Here is a 19,868-nt window from a genome sequence, read left to right as displayed (position 1 = left end):
CCCTCCGGATTACTCCCGCACTTTTACCACTCGAATGTCGATGGGAAACCCACCAGGGCCTTCCAGCTTCTTCCATCCCACGTATTGAAAAACCGCTTCCTGATCGATGGTCTCGCCCCTCTCCACCAGTTCTCCACCCAGCACCGCGACCTCTCTATAGATTGCGCAGCTGCCCTCATCGGGATGGGCGGTGTAGATCACATAGGGTTTGACGTAGCGCACAGCGCGGAAATGTCGGCCGCAGCCCCAGTCGACCGTAATCATCAACGTCTTCAGATATGCTTCACCATCCGTTTCCGAATCCCGGGCGAGTTCCTTGAGCTTGCCGAGTTCGCCGACGTCGCTAAAGCCCAGAGCGCGGGCGCGCTTGTACTGCGGGGACTCCAAATGCTCGGCCTGTGACGCGAAGGCTTGCTGTAGAATCTCTTTGTCCTGGACGTAATGTTCGTTGTGCCAGATCTCGGTCGCTTGGGCAATGACGTTTTTGCAACGGGCATACTCTGGAGAGGCAAGGCTTGCCTGGGCGAGTTGCTCGTGATGGGCGAAAACAGTTTGATTCAAGTTATCGACGCGGACCATCGCTTCCCTGGCAGTCATGGTCCCGTTTTGAACGTTGTTCACTACTTGCTGAAAACGCTCACAATCGGAGAGGTATCCCTTCCAGGCGACCTCCGGGGTTTCATCCCGGTCGGCAAGCGCCGGGGTCATTACGATGGCGAGGAGGAACGCGCCGAGCAGGCGTGAGACAGAAGAAACGGTAGGCATGTGTAGTCCGTTACGCAGATGAAGAAAGTGGCGCGAAGCTACTATTTTGATATCTGGCTGTCCACTTTCGCTGGAGGCCTTCAACCGGCTCGATCTGAAGTTGAAGAAAAGCGAATCTTAAGCCTCGCTTAAGGGCAATGGGCGCCGGCTGCGCTATCATCGCCGGCCTGCGCGCCCAGAGCCTTGATCCTGAATGTCCCGATCGCTTGATGAATTGAACCCGTTGCCACCGGTTTTGGCCGGCCCGCTGTTGCGGCGGCTGGAACCTGCGCGTTGCGTGATGTGGCTGGTGGGCACTCGCCCGCTGTCGCTGACTTTGCGTCTGCAAGGTGTGGGAGATATTCCTCTCGACGAGACGAAATGCACGGTCATTCCTGTAGGCGCCCGCGCGTTCGTGCATCTGATTGATGTCGTTCTCGAAAGCGCCCTGCCCTGCGACACGCGCATCGACTATGACTTGCTGATCGACGGCAAAACCGGGATCGCCGATTGGGCTGCGCACTTGCTCTACGCCGATGCCATCTGCCCGAATTTCGTGATTCGCTCGCGCATCGATCAACTGCTGCACGGCTCCTGCCGTAAACCGCATCACCCGGCAGCCGATGGCTTGCTGTGCGTCGATCAACTGTTGTCGGCCGAAACCGATCCGCAACAACGCCCCGCGCTGTTGATGATGAGCGGCGATCAGGTCTACGCCGACGATGTCGCCGGGCCGATGCTGCGCGCGATTCATGCGCTGATCGAACGTCTCGGGCTGTTTGAAGAACACCTCGAAGGTGCGGTGGTCAGTGACAGCGCGAAACTCTATGAACACCCGGCCAGCTACTACCACCGTGCGGATTTGTTACCGGCGCTTGAGAGCAACGAGACATTGCGCGAGCGATTTTTCGGTGGTGCGCGTAAGCCGATTTTCACCAGCAGCAGTGCCGACAATCACCTGGTGACATTTGCCGAAGTCATGGCGATGTACATGCTGGTGTGGTCGCCGACGCCGTGGACGCTGATCGAGCCGCAGCCGCCGGTGCTGACACCCGAGCGCGCCAAGCGTTATGCCCTCGAACAGACTCGGATCAATGCCTTCACCGCAGGCCTGGGCAACGTCGCGCGCGCCTTGGCGCATCTGCCGAGCCTGATGATTTTCGACGACCACGACATTACCGATGACTGGAATCTTTCCGCGCAATGGGAGGAAACCGCCTACGGCCATCCGTTCTCCAAACGCATCATCGGCAACGCGCTGATCGCCTACATGTTGTGTCAGGGATGGGGCAATAACCCCGACGCGTTCGGCACGTTGCTGGAGAGAACACGAGGCCTCAGCGCCAGCGGCGACGACCGTTATCTAGACAGCCCGGTGCAGGACGCGCTGATCGATGAGCTGCTGCGTTTTCAACACTGGCACTTCGTGTTGCCGACCAGCCCGGCACTGGTGGTGATCGACACTCGCACCCGGCGCTGGCGCAGCGAAATGGCGCTCAAACAGCCATCGGGATTGCTCGACTGGGAAGCCTTGAGCGAGTTGCAACAGGAGCTGCTCGATCACCCCTCGGCGATCATCGTGTCCCCGGCGCCGATCTTCGGCGTGAAGCTGATCGAAACCGTGCAGCGGATATTCAGTTGGTGTGGCTTTCCACTGCTGGTCGACGCGGAAAACTGGATGGCCCATCGCGGTGCCGCGCAGGTGATCCTGAACATTTTCCGACACACGCGTACACCGGGCAATTACGTGGTGCTGTCCGGCGATGTGCATTATTCCTTCGTCTACGAAGTGCTTATCCGACACCGCAAGGCCGGCCCGCGCATCTGGCAGATCACCAGCAGCGGCATCAAGAACGAATTCCCCAAGACCCTGCTGGAATGGTTCGACCGCCTCAACCGCTGGCTCTACTCACCACGTTCACCACTCAACTGGCTGACCAAACGCAGGCGCATGCGCATCGTGCCGTATGTGCCGGAACATGCTGAAGCGGGTGAGCGACTGTGGAATTCGGCGGGGATTGGCCAGGTGTTTTTCAATGAGCAAGGGCAGCCGCGCGAGATATTCCAACACAACTCGAACGGCTCCCCGAAGACCCGGATGCTCGCACCGGATTTGTCGGATTATCCGGAATAATGCGGGTGGCTACCGACAATCCAGCGCCCGCGCCACACCTCTGACAATCATCCCCACCTCTCGCTCATCAATCGTCAGCGGCGGCAGCAGCCGGATGGTTTTGCCGCGGGTGACGTTGATCAGCAGCCCATGATCGCGCGCCGTGATCAGTGTCAGATCACGGATCGGCTGTTTCAGCTCGATGCCGATCATCAGGCCTTGGCCACGAATCGCCTGCACATTCGGGTTGTCTGCCAGTTCTGCGCGTAGCCGAGTGATCAAGCGTTCACCTTGAATCCGGGCGTTTTCCAGCAAGCCTTGTTCTTCGATGATCTCGAGTACGGTGCAGCCGACCCGGCAGGCGAGCGGGTTGCCGCCGAAGGTGCTGCCGTGACTGCCCGGCGTGAACAGATCCGCCGCCCTGCCCCGCGCCAGACATGCGCCGATCGGCACGCCGTTGCCCAAGCCTTTGGCGAGGGTCATGACATCGGGGACGATGTCTTCGTGCTGAAACGCGAACCACCGGCCGGTACGGCCAATGCCGGTCTGGATTTCGTCGAGCATCAGCAGCCAGGCGTGACGGCTGCATAGATCACGCAGGGCTTTGAGGTAACCCGGTGGCGCCAGTTGCACCCCGCTCTCACCCTGAATCGGCTCGACCAGAATCGCCACGATGCGCGCGCCGTGCCGTTGCTGGACTTCTTCCAGTGCGGCCAGATCGCCGAACGGGACTTTGACGAAATCCCCCGGCAGCTCGTTGAAACCCAAGCGTACCGCCGGGCCATCGCTGGCGGACAAGGTGCCCAAGGTGCGGCCATGAAAAGCGTTGGCCATGACCACCACCAGCGGCTGTTCGATGCCTTTGCGCCAGCCGAATAACCGCGCGAGCTTCAACGCCGTTTCGTTGGCCTCCGCCCCGGAGTTATTGAAGAACGCGCGCTGCATCCCCGATAGTTGTGTGAGTTTCTGCGCCAGTTGTAGCTGCCAGTCGATGCTGTACAGATTGGAGGTGTGCAGCAACAGTCCGGCCTGCTCGCTGATGGCCGAGACGATCCGCGGATGTGAATGGCCGACATTGGTCACCGCCACACCGGCCACCGCATCCAGATACTCGCGACCGGCCTGATCCCACAGTCGCGTGCCCAGGCCCTTGGTGAAGCTCAGGGCCAGCGGTTGATAGGTGTTCATCAGGGCGGCGGTCATGTTGGTCTACTCCAGCGCAGGTTCGGTGTACTGGCAGTATGGTTATCCACCTGAACTGGGTAAACTCGGCAAAACTTCAATCATTTAAAAGCGGAGCTTGATAATGGACTTGTTCCAGTCGATGAGCGTTTACGTCAAAGTCGTGGAAGCCGGCAGCATGACGGCGGCCGCGTTGCAGTGCGAAATGTCCACGACCATGGTCGGAAATCACCTGCGCGCCCTGGAACAACGGCTCGGCGTGCAACTGCTGCAACGCACCACGCGCCGCCAACGGCTTACCGAATTCGGCAGCGTTTACTATCAGCGTTGTCTGGAAGTCCTCGGGTTGGTCGCAGACTCCGAGCGTCTGGCCGAACAGACCCTCGATGAGCCGCGCGGCACTCTGCGCATCACCGCACCGCTAACCTTCGGCGTCGAACGTCTGGCCCCGGCACTCAGCGAATTCTCACTGCAATACCCGCAGCTCAAACTCGATGTAGCACTGACCAACCGGCGTCCGGAGTTGCTGGAAAATGGCCTCGATGTGGCATTTCGACTGGGCAATTTCGAAGCGACCAATCTGATCGCCCGGCCGCTCATCGACTACACCCTGACCGTGTGCGCCTCCCCGGATTACGTGGCGCGACGCGGTATGCCGCTCACACCCGACGACTTGCGTCAGCATGACTGCCTGTCCTTCGCCTACCCTGCCGGCGATGACTGGCAGTCGGTCGAGAAAGAATGGCGCCTAAGTGGGCCGGACGGCGAAGTGATGGTCGATGTCAAAGGGCCGATGCTACTCAACAGCTCCGCCGGGTTGCATCAGGCCGCGCGCACCGGCATGGGCATCGTCATGCTGCCCGATGCGCTGGTGGAACAGGATCTGCGCGACGGCAAACTGGTGACGGTAATCCCCGACTACCAACCGCCGAGCCGGCCGATGCACCTGCTCTACGCTCAGGATCGCTACCGTTTGCCGAAATTGCGGCGGTTCGTCGAGTTTGCAGTGCAGACGTGGGGCAGACCCTAGTCGCGCTCACCCGGTATGCACTAATCTCCTGCACGGGCAAATCACTTTGATATCAGCACGACCAGGGGCGCGATGATGGGTGAGGCATCGAACATCGATCCGTTGAAATTCAACATGACGGATCTCAACGAAGGCGTGTGGCACACAATTCTGGAGCTGATCAGTGACGGTATCTGGGACTGGTGGGTGAGCATGAGTTTCGGGGTGGTCCAGCGCTTCGATCAGGAACAGCAGACCGGACTGATGGCCCGCGCCGATCAGGCGTTATATCGCTCGAAGATTGCCGGCAAGGAACTGATTAGCGGATGAACAACGAATTGATTATTCGCGACCTGCTGCCCTCCGAACTCGAAGCCGTGAGACTGTTTCTTGGCGCGCATGGCTGGGGTCATCGCGTCGGTTCCAGCGAATACTTCGCGCAATTGATCCGTAACTCCCAACGTACCGCAGTTGCACTGAAGAATGGCCAGATCGCAGGTTTCGCCCGCGGCATAACCGATGGGTTATCCAACGGTTATCTGTCGATGGTGGTTGTCGACGCACAGCACCGCCGGGCTGGCATCGGCCGTGCGCTGGTTGAACGGGTGATCGGCGAAAACCCGGACATCACGTGGGTATTACGCGCCGGGCGTGAGGGCGCCGAGGCATTTTTTTCCAGCGTGGGGTTCAAGACATCCGAGATTGCGATGGAGCGGCCCCGCGGTCAATATGCAAGGTGACCATGGCCGGGCATCATTTCGATGCACGGCATCTTGATCGGTCTGATTACGTATCTTTAGTTATTTAGCATGGAAGCCGCTCAATGCTCGCCATTCTGCAAAACACCCCTTTGTGGGTTTATGCGATTCTGCTGTTTCTGCTGTATTGCGGCCTCAAGGCCCGTACGCCCCACCATGAAAGCCGATTCGCCCTGCTACTGACCCCGCTGGTGCTGATTGCCTGGTCGCTGTTCTCATTAAATCTGAATCTCGATCCTGGCCTGTCGTTGAGCTGTTGGCTCTGCGCCATGTTGCTTGGCGCAGTCTCGGCATGGCTGATTTTCTCGCGCCGAGGCGTGACGCTGGACGATGCGGAAACTGGATTGATCGTACCGGGCACCTGGAAGGTATTGATGTTGTACCTGCTGTTTTTTACGGTGAACTACTACTTCGGCTATCAGGACGATGTGCATCCCGAGCAATCTTCCACTTCGCAAATTTTATTGCTCAAGGCCGTCGTATCAGGATTTGTCTGCGGACTGATCAGCACGCGCTCGCTGAAATTCTACTGGCTGTTGCGAACGCTTCAGGCGCAACGCCCTCCGTTGGGCACTCGCTAGGCGACTGGGAAAAAAACCCGACCGCAGGCCCGTTGCTCCGTGACAAGCACGCCCCGCTCCCCTAAATTAGGCGGCCTGAAAAAGACCCCGTGCTTTCTCGTCTCAACTCAAGTTAAAGAAGTAGTGAAATTTCAATGTCCGATTCCAACACCGCTGAATCCGTAGTCACCCAGTCGTCCAAAGCGGAATACGAAAACTCCATCAATCTTTCACAACACATCCCACAGGCGAAGATCATCAGCGAGATGGTGCTGGACGCGTTCCAGTCGTCGCGCGAAAGCGATGAGATTCGCGATCTGCGCGCGGCGATCCGTCAGGCTCACGACCGCTTTGATGACGATCAGGCTTATGAGCTTATGGGCGAACTCAAGCGCTTGAAGGACGCCGAAGCTGCGGATATCGCTGCCCTTGAAGACCTGAGCAGCAAATTCCCGATCAGCCGCATTCTGTCCAGCTTCAAAGACGATCCGGCGTTTCAGGAAATCGTCTACGGTCTGGCCTTGAAAGTGCTGAACCAGACGCATCAGGCGATCAGCAATCCGAGCAGCGGCAAGAGCAAAACCGCGCGCGCGAAGAAAGAAGCCGAAGTGTTCAGCATCAGCAAGGATGGCATCAGCGTGACCCTGCCGCTGCGCACGCCGCGCTCGCGCCTGAGCATGGACCGGGAAGCGCTGGAATTCCTCGGTTTCACTTTCGTTGGTGAAGGCGACGAAGCCGAGCTGGACGGCGAAACCTTCGTCGACAACGCCGGCACCGAACAGGCGATCAACCGCAAAAACATCATCACCGCCCTGCAACAGCAGACCGCGTTCGATGGCTACAGCATCGCCGTTCAGTAAGCCCGGCGCTGACGAAAAAGCCCCGCCCTGAGATTCAGGGCGGGGCTTTTTTTTCAGGCTGGCAATCAGGCCGACGGCAGCAGCGCCACGATCATGTCGACTTCGACAGCGGCGTTTTTCGGCAACTGATACACGCCGACGGTGGTGCGCGTGTGTCGGCCGACATCACCCAGCACATGGCTGAACACATCCGAAGCACCGTTGGCGACTTCACTCAGATCAACGAAATCGGCGGTGGACTTCACATACACCGTGACCCGCAGCAACGACTTGATCTTATCCAGCGAACCCACGGCATCGACGATGAAGGCCAGACACCGCATGGCGCTGATGCTCGCCGCTGCCTGCGCATCCTGAAGCGTCAACTCCTGCCCCACCCGGCCCGGGTACTGAATCTTGCCGTCGGCGCGTGGCACCATGCCGCTGATGTACAACTCGTCATGGTGACGAACCAGCGGCGCGTAGTTACCACCCACCGTGTTCTCGCCATTGATGTCGTAATTCAGCTCTTTTGCCAGGGCAATGAAGCGTTCGTCGCAGGTCATCCTCTCAGTCATGTCGCCCAGCCTCGTGATCGATGCGTGTAGTTGGATCCGAATCTAGGGCTTTTGCCAAGCAACCGCAACCTGTCGATTTCTAGCTAGTTGTTTCGGGCTATAGCTACTCTACTTACGCCTCGCTGAGTGCCTGAAACATCCAGAATTCGAACAACAAAAAGCCCCGTATTTCTTAAGAAATACGGGGCTTAGCTCAAGTTGTATGCATGATTACACGGCACTTAACCGATCAACCATGTCCGGGAATTTCTCCACCAGACGAATCAACAAGGCCGCTTGGGCATTGGGTTTGGACTTTTCCTGCTCCCAATTTCTCAGAGTGCTGGGGCTGGTTCTGATTCGCCTGGCAAAAACTGCCTGGGACATATGCAGCTTCTCTCGAAGCGCAACGATCTCCTGAGCGCCGACTTCGGGAACGGGCTTGTCCTCGATAACCGTATTGCGCAAAGTGATCTTGCCTTCGCGTTGAGCCGCCATCTCGTCAACGCCCTGCATCAGCTCTGCAAACAGGTCGCGCTTTTTCATGGGGTACCTCGTGTTTTCAACTCATTCTCTATGGCTTTTTTAAGCGCCTTCTCTTGCTCGGCGTTCAAATTCTCAAGCTCATCTTTGTCGTAAATCGCAAACATCCAAAACTGGCCATCATTCATAAGCCAATAATAGATAACTCGCAACCCGCCCCTCCTGCCCTTGCCTCGGCGTGCATCAGCCCAACGCAGCTTGCGGAAGCCTCCCGTACGGGGCATTACATCGCCGGCTGAGGGATTGAGCTGCATGTACGTCTGCAGCGCACGATACTCATCGTCGGCCAGGTACTGCCCGACGGTCGCGGTGAACACGGTGGTTTCAAAAAATTGGATTCGCATCGCCGGACTATAGTTAACTTGCTTATAGACGAATAGGCGAGAACTGCTTCTTCAAATGAGCAGATATCAACAAAAAACCCCGCGCATCTCTTGATGGCGGGGTTTTTCTTACCACGTTCGAACCTTACGGCGCGTACGTCACCAGCAGTTCGGCCGGCACCTTGAAGTCCAGGGACATCATGACGCTCAGCGCGGTGATGGTGAAGATCGAGAACACGAACAGCTTGCGTGCCCAGACCGTGTCATCCACTGCTTTGTAACCGGTCCAGGCCATGTACAACCAGTACATGCCCATGGCCGCGGCGACGGCGAGGTAGCTCATGCCGGCGTAGCCGCTGAAGGTCAGCATCAAGGTCGCCACGAGGAACGCCAGGATGTAGAGCAGGATGTGCTTCTTGGCCACTTTGATCCCGCGCTTCACTGGCAGCACCGGAATCGATGCGGCCAGGTAATCGTTGAAGCGGAAGATCGCGATGGCGTAGGAATGCGGCATCTGCCACAGGCTGAACATCACCAGCAGGGTCAGCGCGGCCATGTCGAAGCTGTTGGTCACGGCCACGTAACCGATCACCGGTGGCATGGCGCCCGACAGACTGCCCACCAGCGTGCCGTGAACCGACTTGCGCTTGAGGTACAGGCTGTAGAAGCCGACGTAGATCACGAAGCCGATCACGGCGAACAAAGCCGCCAACGGGTTGGCCACTTTGTACAACAACGCAACGCCGAGAACACCCAGGACGGTCGCATAGATCAGGGCCAGTTTCAGGGAGATCAAGCCCTGCACCAGCACCCGGTTCTTGGTGCGTTCCATCTTCAGGTCGATGTCGCGGTCGATGCAGTTGTTGAACACGCAACCGGAGGCCACAACTAGGGAAGTGCCGATCATGGCTGCCAGAAACACGGCCAGATCAACATGCCCTTTCGAGGCCAGGAAGAACCCGCCTGCCACAGAAAGCACGTTACCGAAAATGATCCCCGGTTTGGTGATTTGGATAAAGTGCTTGAGCGACATCGGGTCTACCTCACTTCGCCATCATGAACGTGTGGATGCTGAACATGATCCACAGCGACAGGCCGACCAACAGCACGATCACGATGGCCGTGAAGACGAACGCAATCACGTTGTTCCGCTGCGCAACGGAACGGTCCAGGTGCAGGAAGTAATACAGGTGAACAATCACCTGAATCACGGCGAATGCCAGGACGATCATCAGCGTGATCGACTTCGGCAGCGTCGGGTACATGACCAGAGCAAACGGGATCACCGTCAGGATTACCGACAGAATGAAGCCGATCGCATAGGACTTGACGCTGCCGTGGCCGGCGTCGTCGTGGGAATGTGCGTTAGCCATTTACATAGTCCCCATCAGATAAACAACGGTGAATACGCAGATCCAGACCACGTCCAGGAAGTGCCAGAACAGGCTCAGGCAGCTCAGACGGGTCTTGTTGGTCGCCGTCAGGCCTTTTTTCTGCACCTGGTACATCATGATGCCCATCCAGATCAGACCCGCCGAAACGTGCAGACCGTGGGTACCGACCAGGGTGAAGAACGCGGACAGGAAGCCCGAACGGCTAGGACCGAAGCCCTCGGAGATCAGCAGGTGGAACTCGTTGATCTCCATCGCGATGAAGCCTGCGCCCAGCAGGAAGGTCATGAACAACCAACCCAGAACCTGCTGCTTTTTACCTTTGTACAACGCCAGCATGGCGAAGCCGTAGGTGATCGAACTGAACAACAGCAGAGCCGTTTCGGCCAGCACGTATGGCAGTTCGAAGATGTCGTGGCCCGACGGGCCACCGGCGACGTTGTTTACCAGTACCGCGTATACCGCGAAGATCGATGCAAACAGAATGCAGTCGGTCATCAGGTAGAGCCAGAAACCGTATACGGTCATCTCGCCCGAATCGTGGTGATGGTCATCGTGCCCATGTTCACCATGGGCGTGTCCAGCATTGGTCACTAAATTCGACATGGTTTAAGCCTGTTCCAACGAGGTTTCAACACGGGTGGCGGAGGCCGGGATTTTCCCTGCCGCGACCAGACGCTTGTGCTGCTCGGCTTCGATGCGCTCGATCGTTTCAACCGGAACCATATAGCCCTGGTCATCACGTGCAGCGTGGATCACGAAGTACACAACAGTACCGACCAGGCTTGCGATGGCCAGCCACCAGATGTGCCAGATCATTGCGAAACCGAACACGGTCAGCAGAGCGCCCATGACCACACCGGTAGCGGTGTTGTTTGGCATGTGGATCGGCTCGTACTTGGCCGGAGCCTGGTACGCAGTACCGTTTTCCTTGGCTTCGGTGAACGGGTCGATGCAGTCAGCCTTAGGCAGCACGGCAAAGTTGTAGAACGGTGGTGGCGACGAGGTCGACCATTCCAGAGTGTGAGCATTCCACGGGTCACCGTGTTCGCACATGTTCTCTGGCTTGTTGCGGTCACGAACCGATACGTACAGCTGGATCAGTTGGCAAGCGATACCGACAGCGATCATCACCGCACCGAACATGGCAACGTACAGGTACGGTACCCACTCAGGGTTGGTGGTGGCGTTCAGACGACGGGTCATGCCCATGAAGCCCAGTACGTAGAGCGGCATGAACGCGACGAAGAAACCGGTGATCCAGAACCAGAACGCTGCTTTACCCCAGCCTTCGTGCAGCTTGAAGCCGAACGCTTTCGGGAAGTAGAACGCGAAACCTGCGATGTAACCGAATACCGCGCCGCCGATGATCACGTTGTGGAAGTGAGCGATCACGAACAGGCTGTTGTGCAGCACGAAGTCAGCACCCGGAATGGCCAGCAGTACGCCAGTCATGCCGCCGATGGCGAAGGTCACCATGAAGCCCAGGGTCCACAGAACCTGGCTGGTGAAACGCAGACGGCCCTGATAGATGGTGAACAGCCAGTTGAATAGTTTCACACCCGTCGGGATCGAAATCAGCATCGTCGCCAGACCGAAGAAGGCGTTGACGCTCGCACCCGAACCCATGGTGAAGAAGTGGTGCAGCCAAACCATGAAGCCCAGGATCGAGATTGCGCCCGATGCGTAGATCATCGAGTGGTGGCCGAACAGTTTCTTGCCGGTGAAGGCCGAGATGACTTCCGAGAAAATGCCGAATGCCGGCAGGATAAGGATGTAAACCTCAGGGTGGCCCCATGCCCAGAACAGGTTGACGTACATCATCGGATTGCCACCAAGTTCATTGGTGAAAATGTGGAAATCCATGTAACGGTCAAGCGTCAGCAGTGCCAGGGTAGCGGTCAGGATCGGGAACGAAGCCACGATCAGAACGTTGGCCCAGGTGCAGGTCCAGGTGAAGATCGGCATGTCCATCAGCTTCATGCCAGGGGTACGCATTTTCAGCACGGTAGCGAGGAAGTTGACCCCCGTCAGCGTCGTACCTAACCCGGATAGCTGAAGCGCCCAGATGTAGTAGTCCATCCCCACGCCAGGGCTGTATTGCAGACCCGACAGCGGTGGATAAGCAACCCAACCGGTCTTGGCGAATTCGCCGACGCCCAGCGACAGGTTGATCAGCACAACGCCGGACACCAGCAGCCAGAAGCTCAGGGAGTTCAGGAACGGGAACGCAACGTCACGCGCGCCGATCTGCAGCGGCACTGCAAGGTTCATCAGGCCGGTGAAGAATGGCATCGCCATGAAGATGATCATGATCACACCGTGAGCGGTGAAGATCTGGTCATAGTGTTCAGGTGGCAGGTAGCCAGGCGAACCCTCGGTGGCCATGGCCAACTGGGTACGCATCATGATGGCGTCGGCAAAACCGCGCAGCAGCATGACCATGGCGACGATGATGTACATCACGCCGATTTTCTTGTGGTCGACCGACGTCAGCCACTCGGTCCACAAGTAAGTCCACTTCTTGAAGTAGGTGATTGCAGCGAACAGCGCCAGACCACCGAGGGCGATCATGGCGATGGTCACCATCACGATCGGCTCGTGGAACGGGACCGCTTCCCAACTTAATTTACCAAACATCGTTTACTCCTCTGCCCCGGCAGCTGAATGCGAGTTCATGTCCGATCCTTGCGTCGCGGCCACTTCTTTCTCTTTCTTCTCGTGCTTCAGCGGCTTGCCCGGTTTCATGCCTTCGTACTTGTCGACGATGATCTGGAACAGGTTCGGCGTGACCGAGGAGTAGAGCTCGACTGGGTTGTTCTGGCTTGGCTTGGAAAGGGCTTCGTATTCAGCTTTTTCAAGCTGTTTAGGTGCCTTTTTGACTTCGCTGACCCAGGCGTCGAATTGCTCCTGAGTCGTAGAGATGGCTTTGAATTTCATGCCGGTGAAACCAGCGCCGCTGTAGTTGGCGGAGATACCGTCCATTTCAGCGTCACGGTTGGCAATCAGGTGCAGTTTGGTCTGCATGCCGGCCATCGCGTAGATCTGGCCGCCCAGGCCCGGGATGAAGAACGAGTTCATCACGGCGTCCGAGGTCACTTTGAAATTGACCGGAGTGTTCGTCGGGAACACGATCTTGTTGACCGTGGCAATGCCTTGTTCCGGGTAGATGAACAGCCACTTCCAGTCCAGCGCGACCACTTCGATAGTGATCGGCTTGACGTCGGATTCAAGCGGACGATACGGGTCCAGCTCGTGGGTCGACTTGTAGGTGATGTAACCCAGGGCAATGATGATCAGTACCGGAATGGTCCAGACTGCCACTTCGATTTTGGTGGAGTGCGACCACTTCGGGGTGTACACGGCATCCTTGTTGGAGGCGCGGTACTTCCAGGCGAAGAGGAAGGTCATGACGATAACCGGCACGACGACCAACAGCATCAGCAGGGTCGCGGTGATGATCAGGTTTCGCTGTTCCAGGCCAACCTGGCCCGTGGGATTGAACAAGGTCATGTTGCAGCCTCCCAGCAACAACGTGCCGAGCAGCGGCACTAGGCCTAGTAATCTGGGGTACCTGTTTTTACTCATCTCACGACCTCTAAAGCAGCTTGCGCAATGCAGTTGGGTTTTGATCGCCAACACTTCACCCTGCCAAGGGTTGGCATTTTCTTTGGATTGAATAAGGGCCGCCCGTCTCGCGTCAGACGCTCGACAAATCCTGGGACAGCGGTGAGTTCTTATTCGAATTCGTGGTCAAAGGCCTTGTTACAGACCAATTCCATTTGGTGCGGAAAGTTGAGGCACCGACACCAGGGTGACTTACAGCCTTACGGCTGCTCGACACCCGACTTCCTGCGTAGCGCCTTATTAAAGTGTTCCTTAATAAAGGCTGAACAGTGCCGGGAATTCAGTGCGGGCGATTGTAGATAGGTAGCGCCCTATACACCATGTCTTATCCCGAAATAATTTTTATCCGTTACAGCAACAATCCATTCCGGTTTTTGCAAAAGTCGCCCATGGTATCGAAATCGATTCTCAACAAAAACACCAAAAAATGTAGGTCTACCCGCCTCAGATCAGACAGCTCTGAAAGCTTTTTCCCTGGCCGTGAACGGCGCAAGCCCCGGTAACCCAAGGCTTCTGGCTAATTGCCAGAGGTTGTTAAAACTGCCTGTTGTCGCCGCTGTGTATAAACGCCGACAAATCCGGAAACAGACCAATCCGGTTACACAGTCGCAGACCAATCCGCGCCACCGATCCGGCCCGCGACAGACCTGCTGTGACAACATGTCGCACGCCTGTCGAAACCTTCATTGCCGTTCGTCACGGTGTTTTCACAAATGCTCTGAAATGCAAAACGCCGCGCCTTCCTGACTCGGAAAGCGCGGCGTTTTGTTATATCGGCAAGCGCGCCTGAAGCTTGACTCAGCGCAAGGCTTTGCGGTTACGCGAGATCAGCAATGGCACCAGAATCACCACCAGCACGAACGCCACCAGCGCCCATTGCGCCAGCGACAGGCCGAGGATCGGCGGGTACGGCGTCGAGCAGAAACCGTCGACCTGGAAGCCCAGCGGGAAGATTTTCGCCAGCGGCAGATCATCGACAATCGGCTGCAGCACATCGATGCCGCAGCTCACTGTCGGATAGAACTGGGTGTAGACATGATGTCCCGCCACCCCTGCCCCGGCAATCGCGCAAATCACCACCAGCACCTCGAACACCGTGAGGCTGCGGCGCGTGCGCATCGCAGCGCCGATGAACGCGAACAGCGCAATCAGCAGCAACGCATAACGCTGCAGAATGCACAGCGGGCATGGCGCCTCGCCGAGCACGATTTGCATGTACAAAGCTCCGCCAATCAGCGCCAGGCAGATGATCCCCAGCAACACCAGATAGCGCCGCTCACGGCCCAACCGCATCGTTTCCTCGCTCATCGCGTTTCCCTTTCATGTCCATGGTTCAGCCGGCGAGCGGCTGAAAGTTGTCGCAAGTCTACACGCGGGGCACGACGCCACGCAGCATCGGGGGAATAAACGATAAAGCGGTTAAGGAACCATTAACCTCTGAACACTTTCATGAATCTAGACCGCATAACGGCAATCGCGGGCAAGCCCGGCTCCCACACGATTTGTGGCGCACACAAAATATGTGATCGCCGCCGAACCTGTGGGAGCCGGGCTTGCCCGCGATGCAGACGACTCGGTCTCTAAGGTTATTCCAAAGCAGAAGCCGGGCCGAAGAACTCGTAACGGCTCTGTTTCTCCGGCACTCCCAGCGCTTTCAGGTGACGCTTGATCGCGCCCATGAAACCCTTCGGCCCAAGGAAGTAGGCATCCACGTCGCGCTGTTCCGGCAGCCACTCGCCCAGTTGCTCCTGACTCAACATGCCGACCTTGTCCGCCGCCGGGCTTACGCCATCATCTTCGGCATAGCAGTAAAAACGCTTGAGTTGCGGATGACGCTCGGCCAGACCATCGACCCAGTCGCGGAAGGCATGCACGCTGCCATTGCGCGCGCAGTGGATGAAATGCACCGGACGTTCGGTTTGCAGCGCTGCTTCGAGCATCGCCAGGGTCGGCGTGATACCGACGCCGCCACTGATCAGCACCAGCGGCTTGTCGCTGGCAGTCAAAGTGAACTCGCCCGATGGCGGAAACAGTTGAATAGTAGCGCCGACGTGCAGTTGATCGTGCAAGTGATTCGACGCACGACCGTTCGGTTCGCGTTTGACGCTGATGCGGTACTGCCCCTTATCAGCCAGTGCCGACAGCGAATAGTTGCGGCGGATTTCTTCACCGTCGAGGGTGAGTTTCATGCCGATGTACTGACCTGGCTCGGCGGCGAGGATCGGACCTTTGTCGGCTGGTTCGAAGTAGAACGAGGTGATCTCCGCGCTCTCTTCAACCTTGTCCGCCACGATGAACTCCCGCGCCCCGCGCCAGCCGCCGACTGCGTGTTCCTTCTGGTCGTAGATGGCGGTTTCGGCACCGATCAGAATGTCCGCCAGTTGCCCGTAAGCCGCGCCCCAGGCGCTCATCACTTCCGGGGTGGCGATTTCATCGCCGAGCACTTCGGAGATGGCACGCAACAGGCAGGTGCCGACGATCGGGTAATGTTCCGGCAGGATCTGCAGGGCTACGTGCTTGTTGATGATCTTCGCCACCAGATCGCCCAGTTGGTCGAGCTGATCAATGTGACGGGCGTACATCAACACACCGTTGGCCAAGGCCCGAGGCTGGTCGCCGCTGGCTTGGTGCGCCTGGTTGAACAGCGGACGGACTTCCGGGTATTCCGAGAGCATCATGCGATAGAAGTGCGTGATCAACGCTTCACCGCCGCTTTCCAGCAGGGGCACGGTGGATTTGACGATGGCACGATCCTGGGCGCTAAGCATAAGGGTGACTCCTGAGCTATCTTGAAAGTTACCGTATGTATTCCAGTTTTCGTGCCAACTAATTTATTGATTAATATCAATGGCTTAAATTTTAAGTAGTCATATCGACGCAGACCCTCGTATAGTCGTTCGGACTACATCTTGTCTCTTTGACTACAAAACCATGTCCGCCAAATCGCTGCTTACCGCGCTGCTCCCCCTGGTCTCCGACCTGTCCCGCGAATTGCCGGAGGGTGAGCGCTATCGACGTCTGCTCGAAGCCATGCGCGCCTTGTTGCCATGCGACGCCGCCGCGCTATTGCGCCTCGACGGCGAATCGCTGGTGCCACTGGCGGTGGACGGCTTGAGCACTGACACCCTCGGTCGGCGGTTCAAGGTCAGCGAGCATCCGCGCTTCGAAGTGCTGCTGGCCGGCATTGGGCCGACGCGCTTCGCCGCCGACAGCGACTTGCCTGATCCGTATGACGGACTGGTCGATGGTCTCGACGATCATCTCGAAGTCCACGACTGCCTCGGCTGCCCATTGTTCGTCGATGAAAAACTCTGGGGCCTGATCACCCTTGATGCGCTCGACCCGGAGCGCTTTGAGCCGATCGAACTCGACGCCTTGCAAGCCTTCGCCAGCCTCGCCTCGGCGACGGTCAACGCGGCCGAACGCATTCAACGGCTGGCCACCCGCGCCGAAGACGAACATCAGCGCGCCGAGGTCTACCGTCAGGCCAGCGGCCAGCAGAACCGCGAAATGATCGGCCAGAGCAAGACTCACAAAAAACTCGTGGAAGAAATCAATCTGGTCGGCGGCAGTGACCTGACCGTGCTGATCACCGGTGAAACCGGAGTCGGCAAAGAATTGGTGGCCCAGGCGATTCACGCCGCCTCCCAGCGCGCCGACAAACCGATCATCAGCCTCAATTGCGCCGCGCTGCCGGATACCTTGGTTGAAAGCGAACTGTTCGGCCATGTACGCGGCGCCTTCACCGGCGCCACCAGCGACCGGCGCGGCAAGTTCGAACTGGCGAACGGCGGCACGCTGTTTCTCGATGAAGTCGGCGAGTTGTCCCTGACGGTGCAGGCCAAGCTGTTGCGCGTGTTGCAGAGCGGGCAATTGCAGCGTTTGGGTTCGGACAAGGAGCATCAAGTCGACGTGCGCCTGATCGCCGCGACCAACCGCGATCTGGCCGAGGAAGTGCGCAGCGGGCGTTACCGCGCCGACTTCTATCATCGTTTAAGCGTGTATCCGCTGCGGGTGCCGGCATTGCGTGATCGTGGTCGTGATGTGTTGTTGCTCAGCGGTTTTTTTCTCGAACAGAACCGCTCGCGCATGGGCCTGAACAGTCTGCGACTGAACAGCGATGCCCAGGAAGCGCTGCTGGCCTACACCTGGCCGGGCAATGTGCGCGAACTGGAACACTTGATCGGGCGCAGTGCTTTAAAAGCGCTGGGTAACTGCAAGGTGCGGCCGAAGATTCTCAGCTTGAGCGCGGCGGATCTGGATCTGCCACGTGAGGTTGTGGATAACTTGCCGCAGGCAGCGAGTTCGATTGCCAAGGGGCCATTGATTGGCGGGGATTTGCGCGCCGCGACTGAGGAGTATCAACGACGCTTGATCGCGGCGGCGCTGGAGCGTAATCAGGATAACTGGGCGAGCGCGGCGCGGGAGCTGGGGCTGGATCGGGCGAATCTGGGGCGGATGGCCAAGCGGCTTGGGATGAAAAGCTAAAAGCCAAAGAGCCCCTCACCCTAACCCTCCCGAAACGTCGGACCGCCCGGAGGGAGAGGGGACTGATTGCGGGATGCTGGAGATATTCGCCGACCTGATCTTGCTTCCCCGAATCCATAATCGGCTCGGTTCTTCAGGTCGATGTATGACGCAAAACACCTCGGTCAGCCCCCTCTCCCTCCGGGAGAGGGCTGGGGTGAGGGGCTTAGGATCTGAGCGTCAGCCGACGACCGACCTAAAGCCCAACCCTTTAACGCCGATAACCCGGCATCAATAGTTTCTGGCGATTCCCACCCTCGCCCATCACCTTTTCCACAGAAGGTTTTTATGTCCTCCACCAAAGCCCGCGCAGATTCACTTTCGCTTCTGCTGTTTACCTTGCGCAGCGGCAAGCTGATGGCGATCAACCTGCTTAAAGTCAGTGAAATCATTCCCTGCCCGCCGCTGACCAAGCTGCCGGAGTCGCACCCGCACGTCAAAGGCATCGCCACCCTGCGCGGCGCGGCGCTGTCGGTCATCGACCTGAGCCGGGCGATTGGCGAGCGGCCGCTGGAAGATCCCAACGGTGGCTGCCTGATCGTCACCGATGTCAGCCGATCGAAGCAGGGTCTGCACGTGCAGGCCGTGAGCAAGATCGTGCATTGCCTGACCACCGACATCAAACCGCCGCCGTTCGGCTCCGGCGGTTCACGCGCTTACATCACTGGCGTGACCTCGGTCGACGGTACGCTGGTACAAGTGCTGGATATCGAAAAAGTCATCCACAGCATCGCGCCGGCGCAAATTGAAATGGCCCCGACCGATCTGAGCATGGAAGACGCCGATGTGCTCGGCAACGCGCGGATTCTGGTGGTCGATGACAGCCAGGTGGCGCTGCAGCAATCAGTCCACACCCTGCGCAACCTCGGCCTGCAATGCCACACGGCGCGCAGTGCCAAGGAAGCCATCGACTGCCTGCTCGACCTGCAAGGCACCGCGCAGCAGATCAATCTGATCGTCTCCGACATCGAAATGTCCGAAATGGACGGCTACGCCTTCACCCGCACTCTGCGCGAAACCCCGGATTTCGCCCACCTTTACGTGCTGCTGCACACCTCGCTGGACAGCGCGATGAACGGTGAAAAGGCGCGACTGGCCGGCGCCAATGGCGTGCTGACCAAGTTCTCCTCGCCGGAACTGACCCATTGCCTGATCGAAGCGGCCAAATACGTCGCCGCCCAAGGTCACTGAGTTGTGGCCGAGACGTTCTGCTTTTTGATGCGGCGCGACCTTGTTAAGGACGTGCCCGTCATCGACTGGCCTGAAGAGTTTGAACTCAGCACCTACCGCGCCGAACTGGCGCCAGCCGTGCACAGCTTGATGGAGCTTGGCTACCGCGAAGGCGGCGGTCGGGTGCCGGCGCTGGATGTGTGGCAGCAGCGCTTTGAACGCGATCCTGAATATGATCCGACGTTATGTTTCATCGCTCGCGATGCCGAGGGAATTGTCGGCGTGGCGCAGTGCTGGACCAGTTCGTATATCAAGAATCTGGTGGTGCATCCCCGGGCTCAGGGCCGGGGATTGGGCAGATTATTGCTGCTGCATGCGTTCAGGACATTTCAGCAACGGCGCGAAGGCTTTGTTGATCTGAAGGTACTGGAAGACAACCGACGGGCACAAAGCCTGTATGAAGGTGCCGGGATGTACGTAGTCCGCCGCGAATTGGTGCCGGAGTGAAAAACTAAACACCCGCGA

General features: G+C 58.1%; 20 protein-coding genes and 1 pseudogene. 9 read left to right on the top strand and 12 right to left on the bottom strand.

Annotated elements, in window-relative coordinates; translation table 11 throughout:
• Positions 1-9 precede the first annotated feature (9 nt).
• Positions 10-765, bottom strand: a complete 756-nt coding sequence (locus ACP7EE_RS10245; RefSeq protein WP_420650885.1) for a hypothetical protein — start codon at positions 763-765, stop codon at positions 10-12.
• 193 nt (positions 766-958) lie between these two features.
• Here ACP7EE_RS10245 and ACP7EE_RS10240 point away from each other — a divergent pair, with 193 nt between their 5' ends.
• The gene (locus ACP7EE_RS10240; RefSeq protein ID WP_426234411.1) at positions 959-2,878 is read left to right on the top strand and encodes an alkaline phosphatase D family protein; all 1,920 of its coding nucleotides are present in this window, start codon (positions 959-961) and stop codon (positions 2,876-2,878) included.
• 9 nt (positions 2,879-2,887) lie between these two features.
• On the opposite strand, the gene ACP7EE_RS10235 is transcribed toward ACP7EE_RS10240, so the two are convergent.
• Positions 2,888-4,060, bottom strand: coding sequence for an aspartate aminotransferase family protein (locus ACP7EE_RS10235; protein ID WP_426234410.1), 1,173 nt, complete (start codon positions 4,058-4,060; stop codon positions 2,888-2,890).
• 103 nt (positions 4,061-4,163) lie between these two features.
• Between ACP7EE_RS10235 and ACP7EE_RS10230 the strand changes: the two genes are divergently transcribed.
• The 5 genes and pseudogenes from ACP7EE_RS10230 (at position 4,164) to ACP7EE_RS10210 (ending at position 7,226) form a co-directional block, all read left to right on the top strand.
• Positions 4,164-5,069: a LysR family transcriptional regulator gene (locus tag ACP7EE_RS10230; RefSeq protein ID WP_426234409.1), complete on the top strand. Its 906-nt coding sequence runs from the start codon at positions 4,164-4,166 to the stop codon at positions 5,067-5,069.
• A gap of 183 nt (positions 5,070-5,252) precedes the next feature.
• A pseudogene (locus ACP7EE_RS10225) lies at positions 5,253-5,378 on the top strand (diguanylate cyclase); the annotation flags it as partial.
• On the top strand, positions 5,375-5,788 hold the full coding sequence (locus ACP7EE_RS10220; RefSeq protein ID WP_426234408.1) for a GNAT family N-acetyltransferase: 414 nt from the start codon (positions 5,375-5,377) through the stop codon (positions 5,786-5,788). The pseudogene ACP7EE_RS10225 and the gene ACP7EE_RS10220, both read left to right, overlap by 4 nt.
• A gap of 83 nt (positions 5,789-5,871) precedes the next feature.
• Entirely contained in the window at positions 5,872-6,387 is a 516-nt protein-coding gene (locus ACP7EE_RS10215) for a DUF6622 family protein (RefSeq protein ID WP_426234407.1), read from the top strand.
• A gap of 134 nt (positions 6,388-6,521) precedes the next feature.
• Entirely contained in the window at positions 6,522-7,226 is a 705-nt protein-coding gene (locus ACP7EE_RS10210) for a hypothetical protein (protein WP_420650878.1), read from the top strand.
• Between the two features lie 65 nt (positions 7,227-7,291).
• On the opposite strand, the gene ACP7EE_RS10205 is transcribed toward ACP7EE_RS10210, so the two are convergent.
• From ACP7EE_RS10205 to hmpA, 10 genes are all read right to left on the bottom strand, one after another.
• Positions 7,292-7,783: a RidA family protein gene (locus ACP7EE_RS10205; protein WP_426234406.1), complete on the bottom strand. Its 492-nt coding sequence runs from the start codon at positions 7,781-7,783 to the stop codon at positions 7,292-7,294.
• A gap of 210 nt (positions 7,784-7,993) precedes the next feature.
• The gene (locus ACP7EE_RS10200) at positions 7,994-8,308 is read right to left on the bottom strand and encodes a helix-turn-helix domain-containing protein (RefSeq protein WP_426234405.1); all 315 of its coding nucleotides are present in this window, start codon (positions 8,306-8,308) and stop codon (positions 7,994-7,996) included.
• Positions 8,305-8,649, bottom strand: coding sequence for a toxin (locus tag ACP7EE_RS10195; protein WP_426234404.1), 345 nt, complete (start codon positions 8,647-8,649; stop codon positions 8,305-8,307). Before ACP7EE_RS10195 ends, ACP7EE_RS10200 begins: the two co-directional genes overlap by 4 nt.
• Positions 8,650-8,773: 124 nt before the next feature.
• A complete protein-coding gene (gene cyoE, locus ACP7EE_RS10190; RefSeq protein ID WP_420650876.1) occupies positions 8,774-9,661 on the bottom strand; it encodes a heme o synthase in 888 nt (295 codons plus the stop codon).
• A gap of 10 nt (positions 9,662-9,671) precedes the next feature.
• Positions 9,672-10,001, bottom strand: a complete 330-nt coding sequence (cyoD, locus tag ACP7EE_RS10185) for a cytochrome o ubiquinol oxidase subunit IV (RefSeq protein ID WP_426234403.1) — start codon at positions 9,999-10,001, stop codon at positions 9,672-9,674.
• Positions 10,002-10,625 (bottom strand): cytochrome o ubiquinol oxidase subunit III, encoded by a 624-nt coding sequence (locus tag ACP7EE_RS10180; protein ID WP_420650874.1) that lies wholly within the window; start codon positions 10,623-10,625, stop codon positions 10,002-10,004.
• Positions 10,626-10,628: 3 nt separating this feature from the next.
• Positions 10,629-12,659 (bottom strand): cytochrome o ubiquinol oxidase subunit I, encoded by a 2,031-nt coding sequence (cyoB, locus tag ACP7EE_RS10175; protein ID WP_420650873.1) that lies wholly within the window; start codon positions 12,657-12,659, stop codon positions 10,629-10,631.
• 3 nt (positions 12,660-12,662) lie between these two features.
• The gene (gene cyoA / locus ACP7EE_RS10170) at positions 12,663-13,607 is read right to left on the bottom strand and encodes a ubiquinol oxidase subunit II (protein ID WP_420650872.1); all 945 of its coding nucleotides are present in this window, start codon (positions 13,605-13,607) and stop codon (positions 12,663-12,665) included.
• Between the two features lie 837 nt (positions 13,608-14,444).
• Positions 14,445-14,954 carry a disulfide bond formation protein B gene (locus ACP7EE_RS10165; protein WP_426234402.1) on the bottom strand — a complete coding sequence of 170 codons (510 nt, stop codon included), beginning with the start codon at positions 14,952-14,954 and terminating at the stop codon, positions 14,445-14,447.
• A 278-nt stretch (positions 14,955-15,232) separates the two neighbouring features.
• Complete coding sequence (hmpA, locus tag ACP7EE_RS10160; protein ID WP_426234401.1) at positions 15,233-16,414, bottom strand: NO-inducible flavohemoprotein; 1,182 nt, start codon at positions 16,412-16,414, stop codon at positions 15,233-15,235.
• Positions 16,415-16,577: 163 nt separating this feature from the next.
• On the opposite strand from hmpA, the gene norR reads away from it, so the two are divergent.
• The 3 genes from norR (at position 16,578) to ACP7EE_RS10145 (ending at position 19,850) form a co-directional block, all read left to right on the top strand.
• Complete coding sequence (gene norR, locus ACP7EE_RS10155) at positions 16,578-18,134, top strand: nitric oxide reductase transcriptional regulator NorR (RefSeq protein WP_426234400.1); 1,557 nt, start codon at positions 16,578-16,580, stop codon at positions 18,132-18,134.
• 327 nt (positions 18,135-18,461) lie between these two features.
• Positions 18,462-19,364, top strand: a complete 903-nt coding sequence (locus tag ACP7EE_RS10150) for a chemotaxis protein CheV (RefSeq protein ID WP_420650868.1) — start codon at positions 18,462-18,464, stop codon at positions 19,362-19,364.
• A 27-nt stretch (positions 19,365-19,391) separates the two neighbouring features.
• Positions 19,392-19,850: a GNAT family N-acetyltransferase gene (locus ACP7EE_RS10145; RefSeq protein WP_426234521.1), complete on the top strand. Its 459-nt coding sequence runs from the start codon at positions 19,392-19,394 to the stop codon at positions 19,848-19,850.
• Positions 19,851-19,868: the final 18 nt, after the last annotated feature.

Origin of the sequence: Pseudomonas sp. TWP3-2 (genome assembly GCF_049897765.1) — a bacterium.
Lineage (GTDB): Bacteria > Pseudomonadota > Gammaproteobacteria > Pseudomonadales > Pseudomonadaceae > Aquipseudomonas.
The sequence above is the reverse complement of the archived record's forward strand: the minus strand, read 5'-3'. Positions and strand labels throughout refer to the sequence as shown.

Bases quoted from the DNA above. Each gene is read 5' to 3' on its own strand.
- norR (WP_426234400.1), top strand. From the start codon at position 16,578: ATGTCCGCCAAATCGCTGCTTACCGCGCTGCTCCCCCTGGTCTCCGAC.
- hmpA (WP_426234401.1), bottom strand. From the start codon at position 16,414: ATGCTTAGCGCCCAGGATCGTGCCATCGTCAAATCCACCGTGCCCCTG.
- ACP7EE_RS10145 (WP_426234521.1), top strand. From the start codon at position 19,392: ATGCGGCGCGACCTTGTTAAGGACGTGCCCGTCATCGACTGGCCTGAA.
- ACP7EE_RS10200 (WP_426234405.1), bottom strand. From the start codon at position 8,308: ATGAAAAAGCGCGACCTGTTTGCAGAGCTGATGCAGGGCGTTGACGAG.
- ACP7EE_RS10165 (WP_426234402.1), bottom strand. From the start codon at position 14,954: ATGAGCGAGGAAACGATGCGGTTGGGCCGTGAGCGGCGCTATCTGGTG.
- ACP7EE_RS10230 (WP_426234409.1), top strand. From the start codon at position 4,164: ATGGACTTGTTCCAGTCGATGAGCGTTTACGTCAAAGTCGTGGAAGCC.
- ACP7EE_RS10215 (WP_426234407.1), top strand. From the start codon at position 5,872: ATGCTCGCCATTCTGCAAAACACCCCTTTGTGGGTTTATGCGATTCTG.
- cyoA (WP_420650872.1), bottom strand. From the start codon at position 13,607: ATGAGTAAAAACAGGTACCCCAGATTACTAGGCCTAGTGCCGCTGCTC.
- cyoB (WP_420650873.1), bottom strand. From the start codon at position 12,659: ATGTTTGGTAAATTAAGTTGGGAAGCGGTCCCGTTCCACGAGCCGATC.
- ACP7EE_RS10180 (WP_420650874.1), bottom strand. From the start codon at position 10,625: ATGTCGAATTTAGTGACCAATGCTGGACACGCCCATGGTGAACATGGG.
- ACP7EE_RS10245 (WP_420650885.1), bottom strand. From the start codon at position 765: ATGCCTACCGTTTCTTCTGTCTCACGCCTGCTCGGCGCGTTCCTCCTC.
- ACP7EE_RS10150 (WP_420650868.1), top strand. From the start codon at position 18,462: ATGTCCTCCACCAAAGCCCGCGCAGATTCACTTTCGCTTCTGCTGTTT.
- ACP7EE_RS10195 (WP_426234404.1), bottom strand. From the start codon at position 8,649: ATGCGAATCCAATTTTTTGAAACCACCGTGTTCACCGCGACCGTCGGG.
- ACP7EE_RS10205 (WP_426234406.1), bottom strand. From the start codon at position 7,783: ATGACTGAGAGGATGACCTGCGACGAACGCTTCATTGCCCTGGCAAAA.
- ACP7EE_RS10210 (WP_420650878.1), top strand. From the start codon at position 6,522: ATGTCCGATTCCAACACCGCTGAATCCGTAGTCACCCAGTCGTCCAAA.
- ACP7EE_RS10235 (WP_426234410.1), bottom strand. From the start codon at position 4,060: ATGACCGCCGCCCTGATGAACACCTATCAACCGCTGGCCCTGAGCTTC.
- cyoD (WP_426234403.1), bottom strand. From the start codon at position 10,001: ATGGCTAACGCACATTCCCACGACGACGCCGGCCACGGCAGCGTCAAG.
- ACP7EE_RS10240 (WP_426234411.1), top strand. From the start codon at position 959: ATGTCCCGATCGCTTGATGAATTGAACCCGTTGCCACCGGTTTTGGCC.
- ACP7EE_RS10220 (WP_426234408.1), top strand. From the start codon at position 5,375: ATGAACAACGAATTGATTATTCGCGACCTGCTGCCCTCCGAACTCGAA.
- cyoE (WP_420650876.1), bottom strand. From the start codon at position 9,661: ATGTCGCTCAAGCACTTTATCCAAATCACCAAACCGGGGATCATTTTC.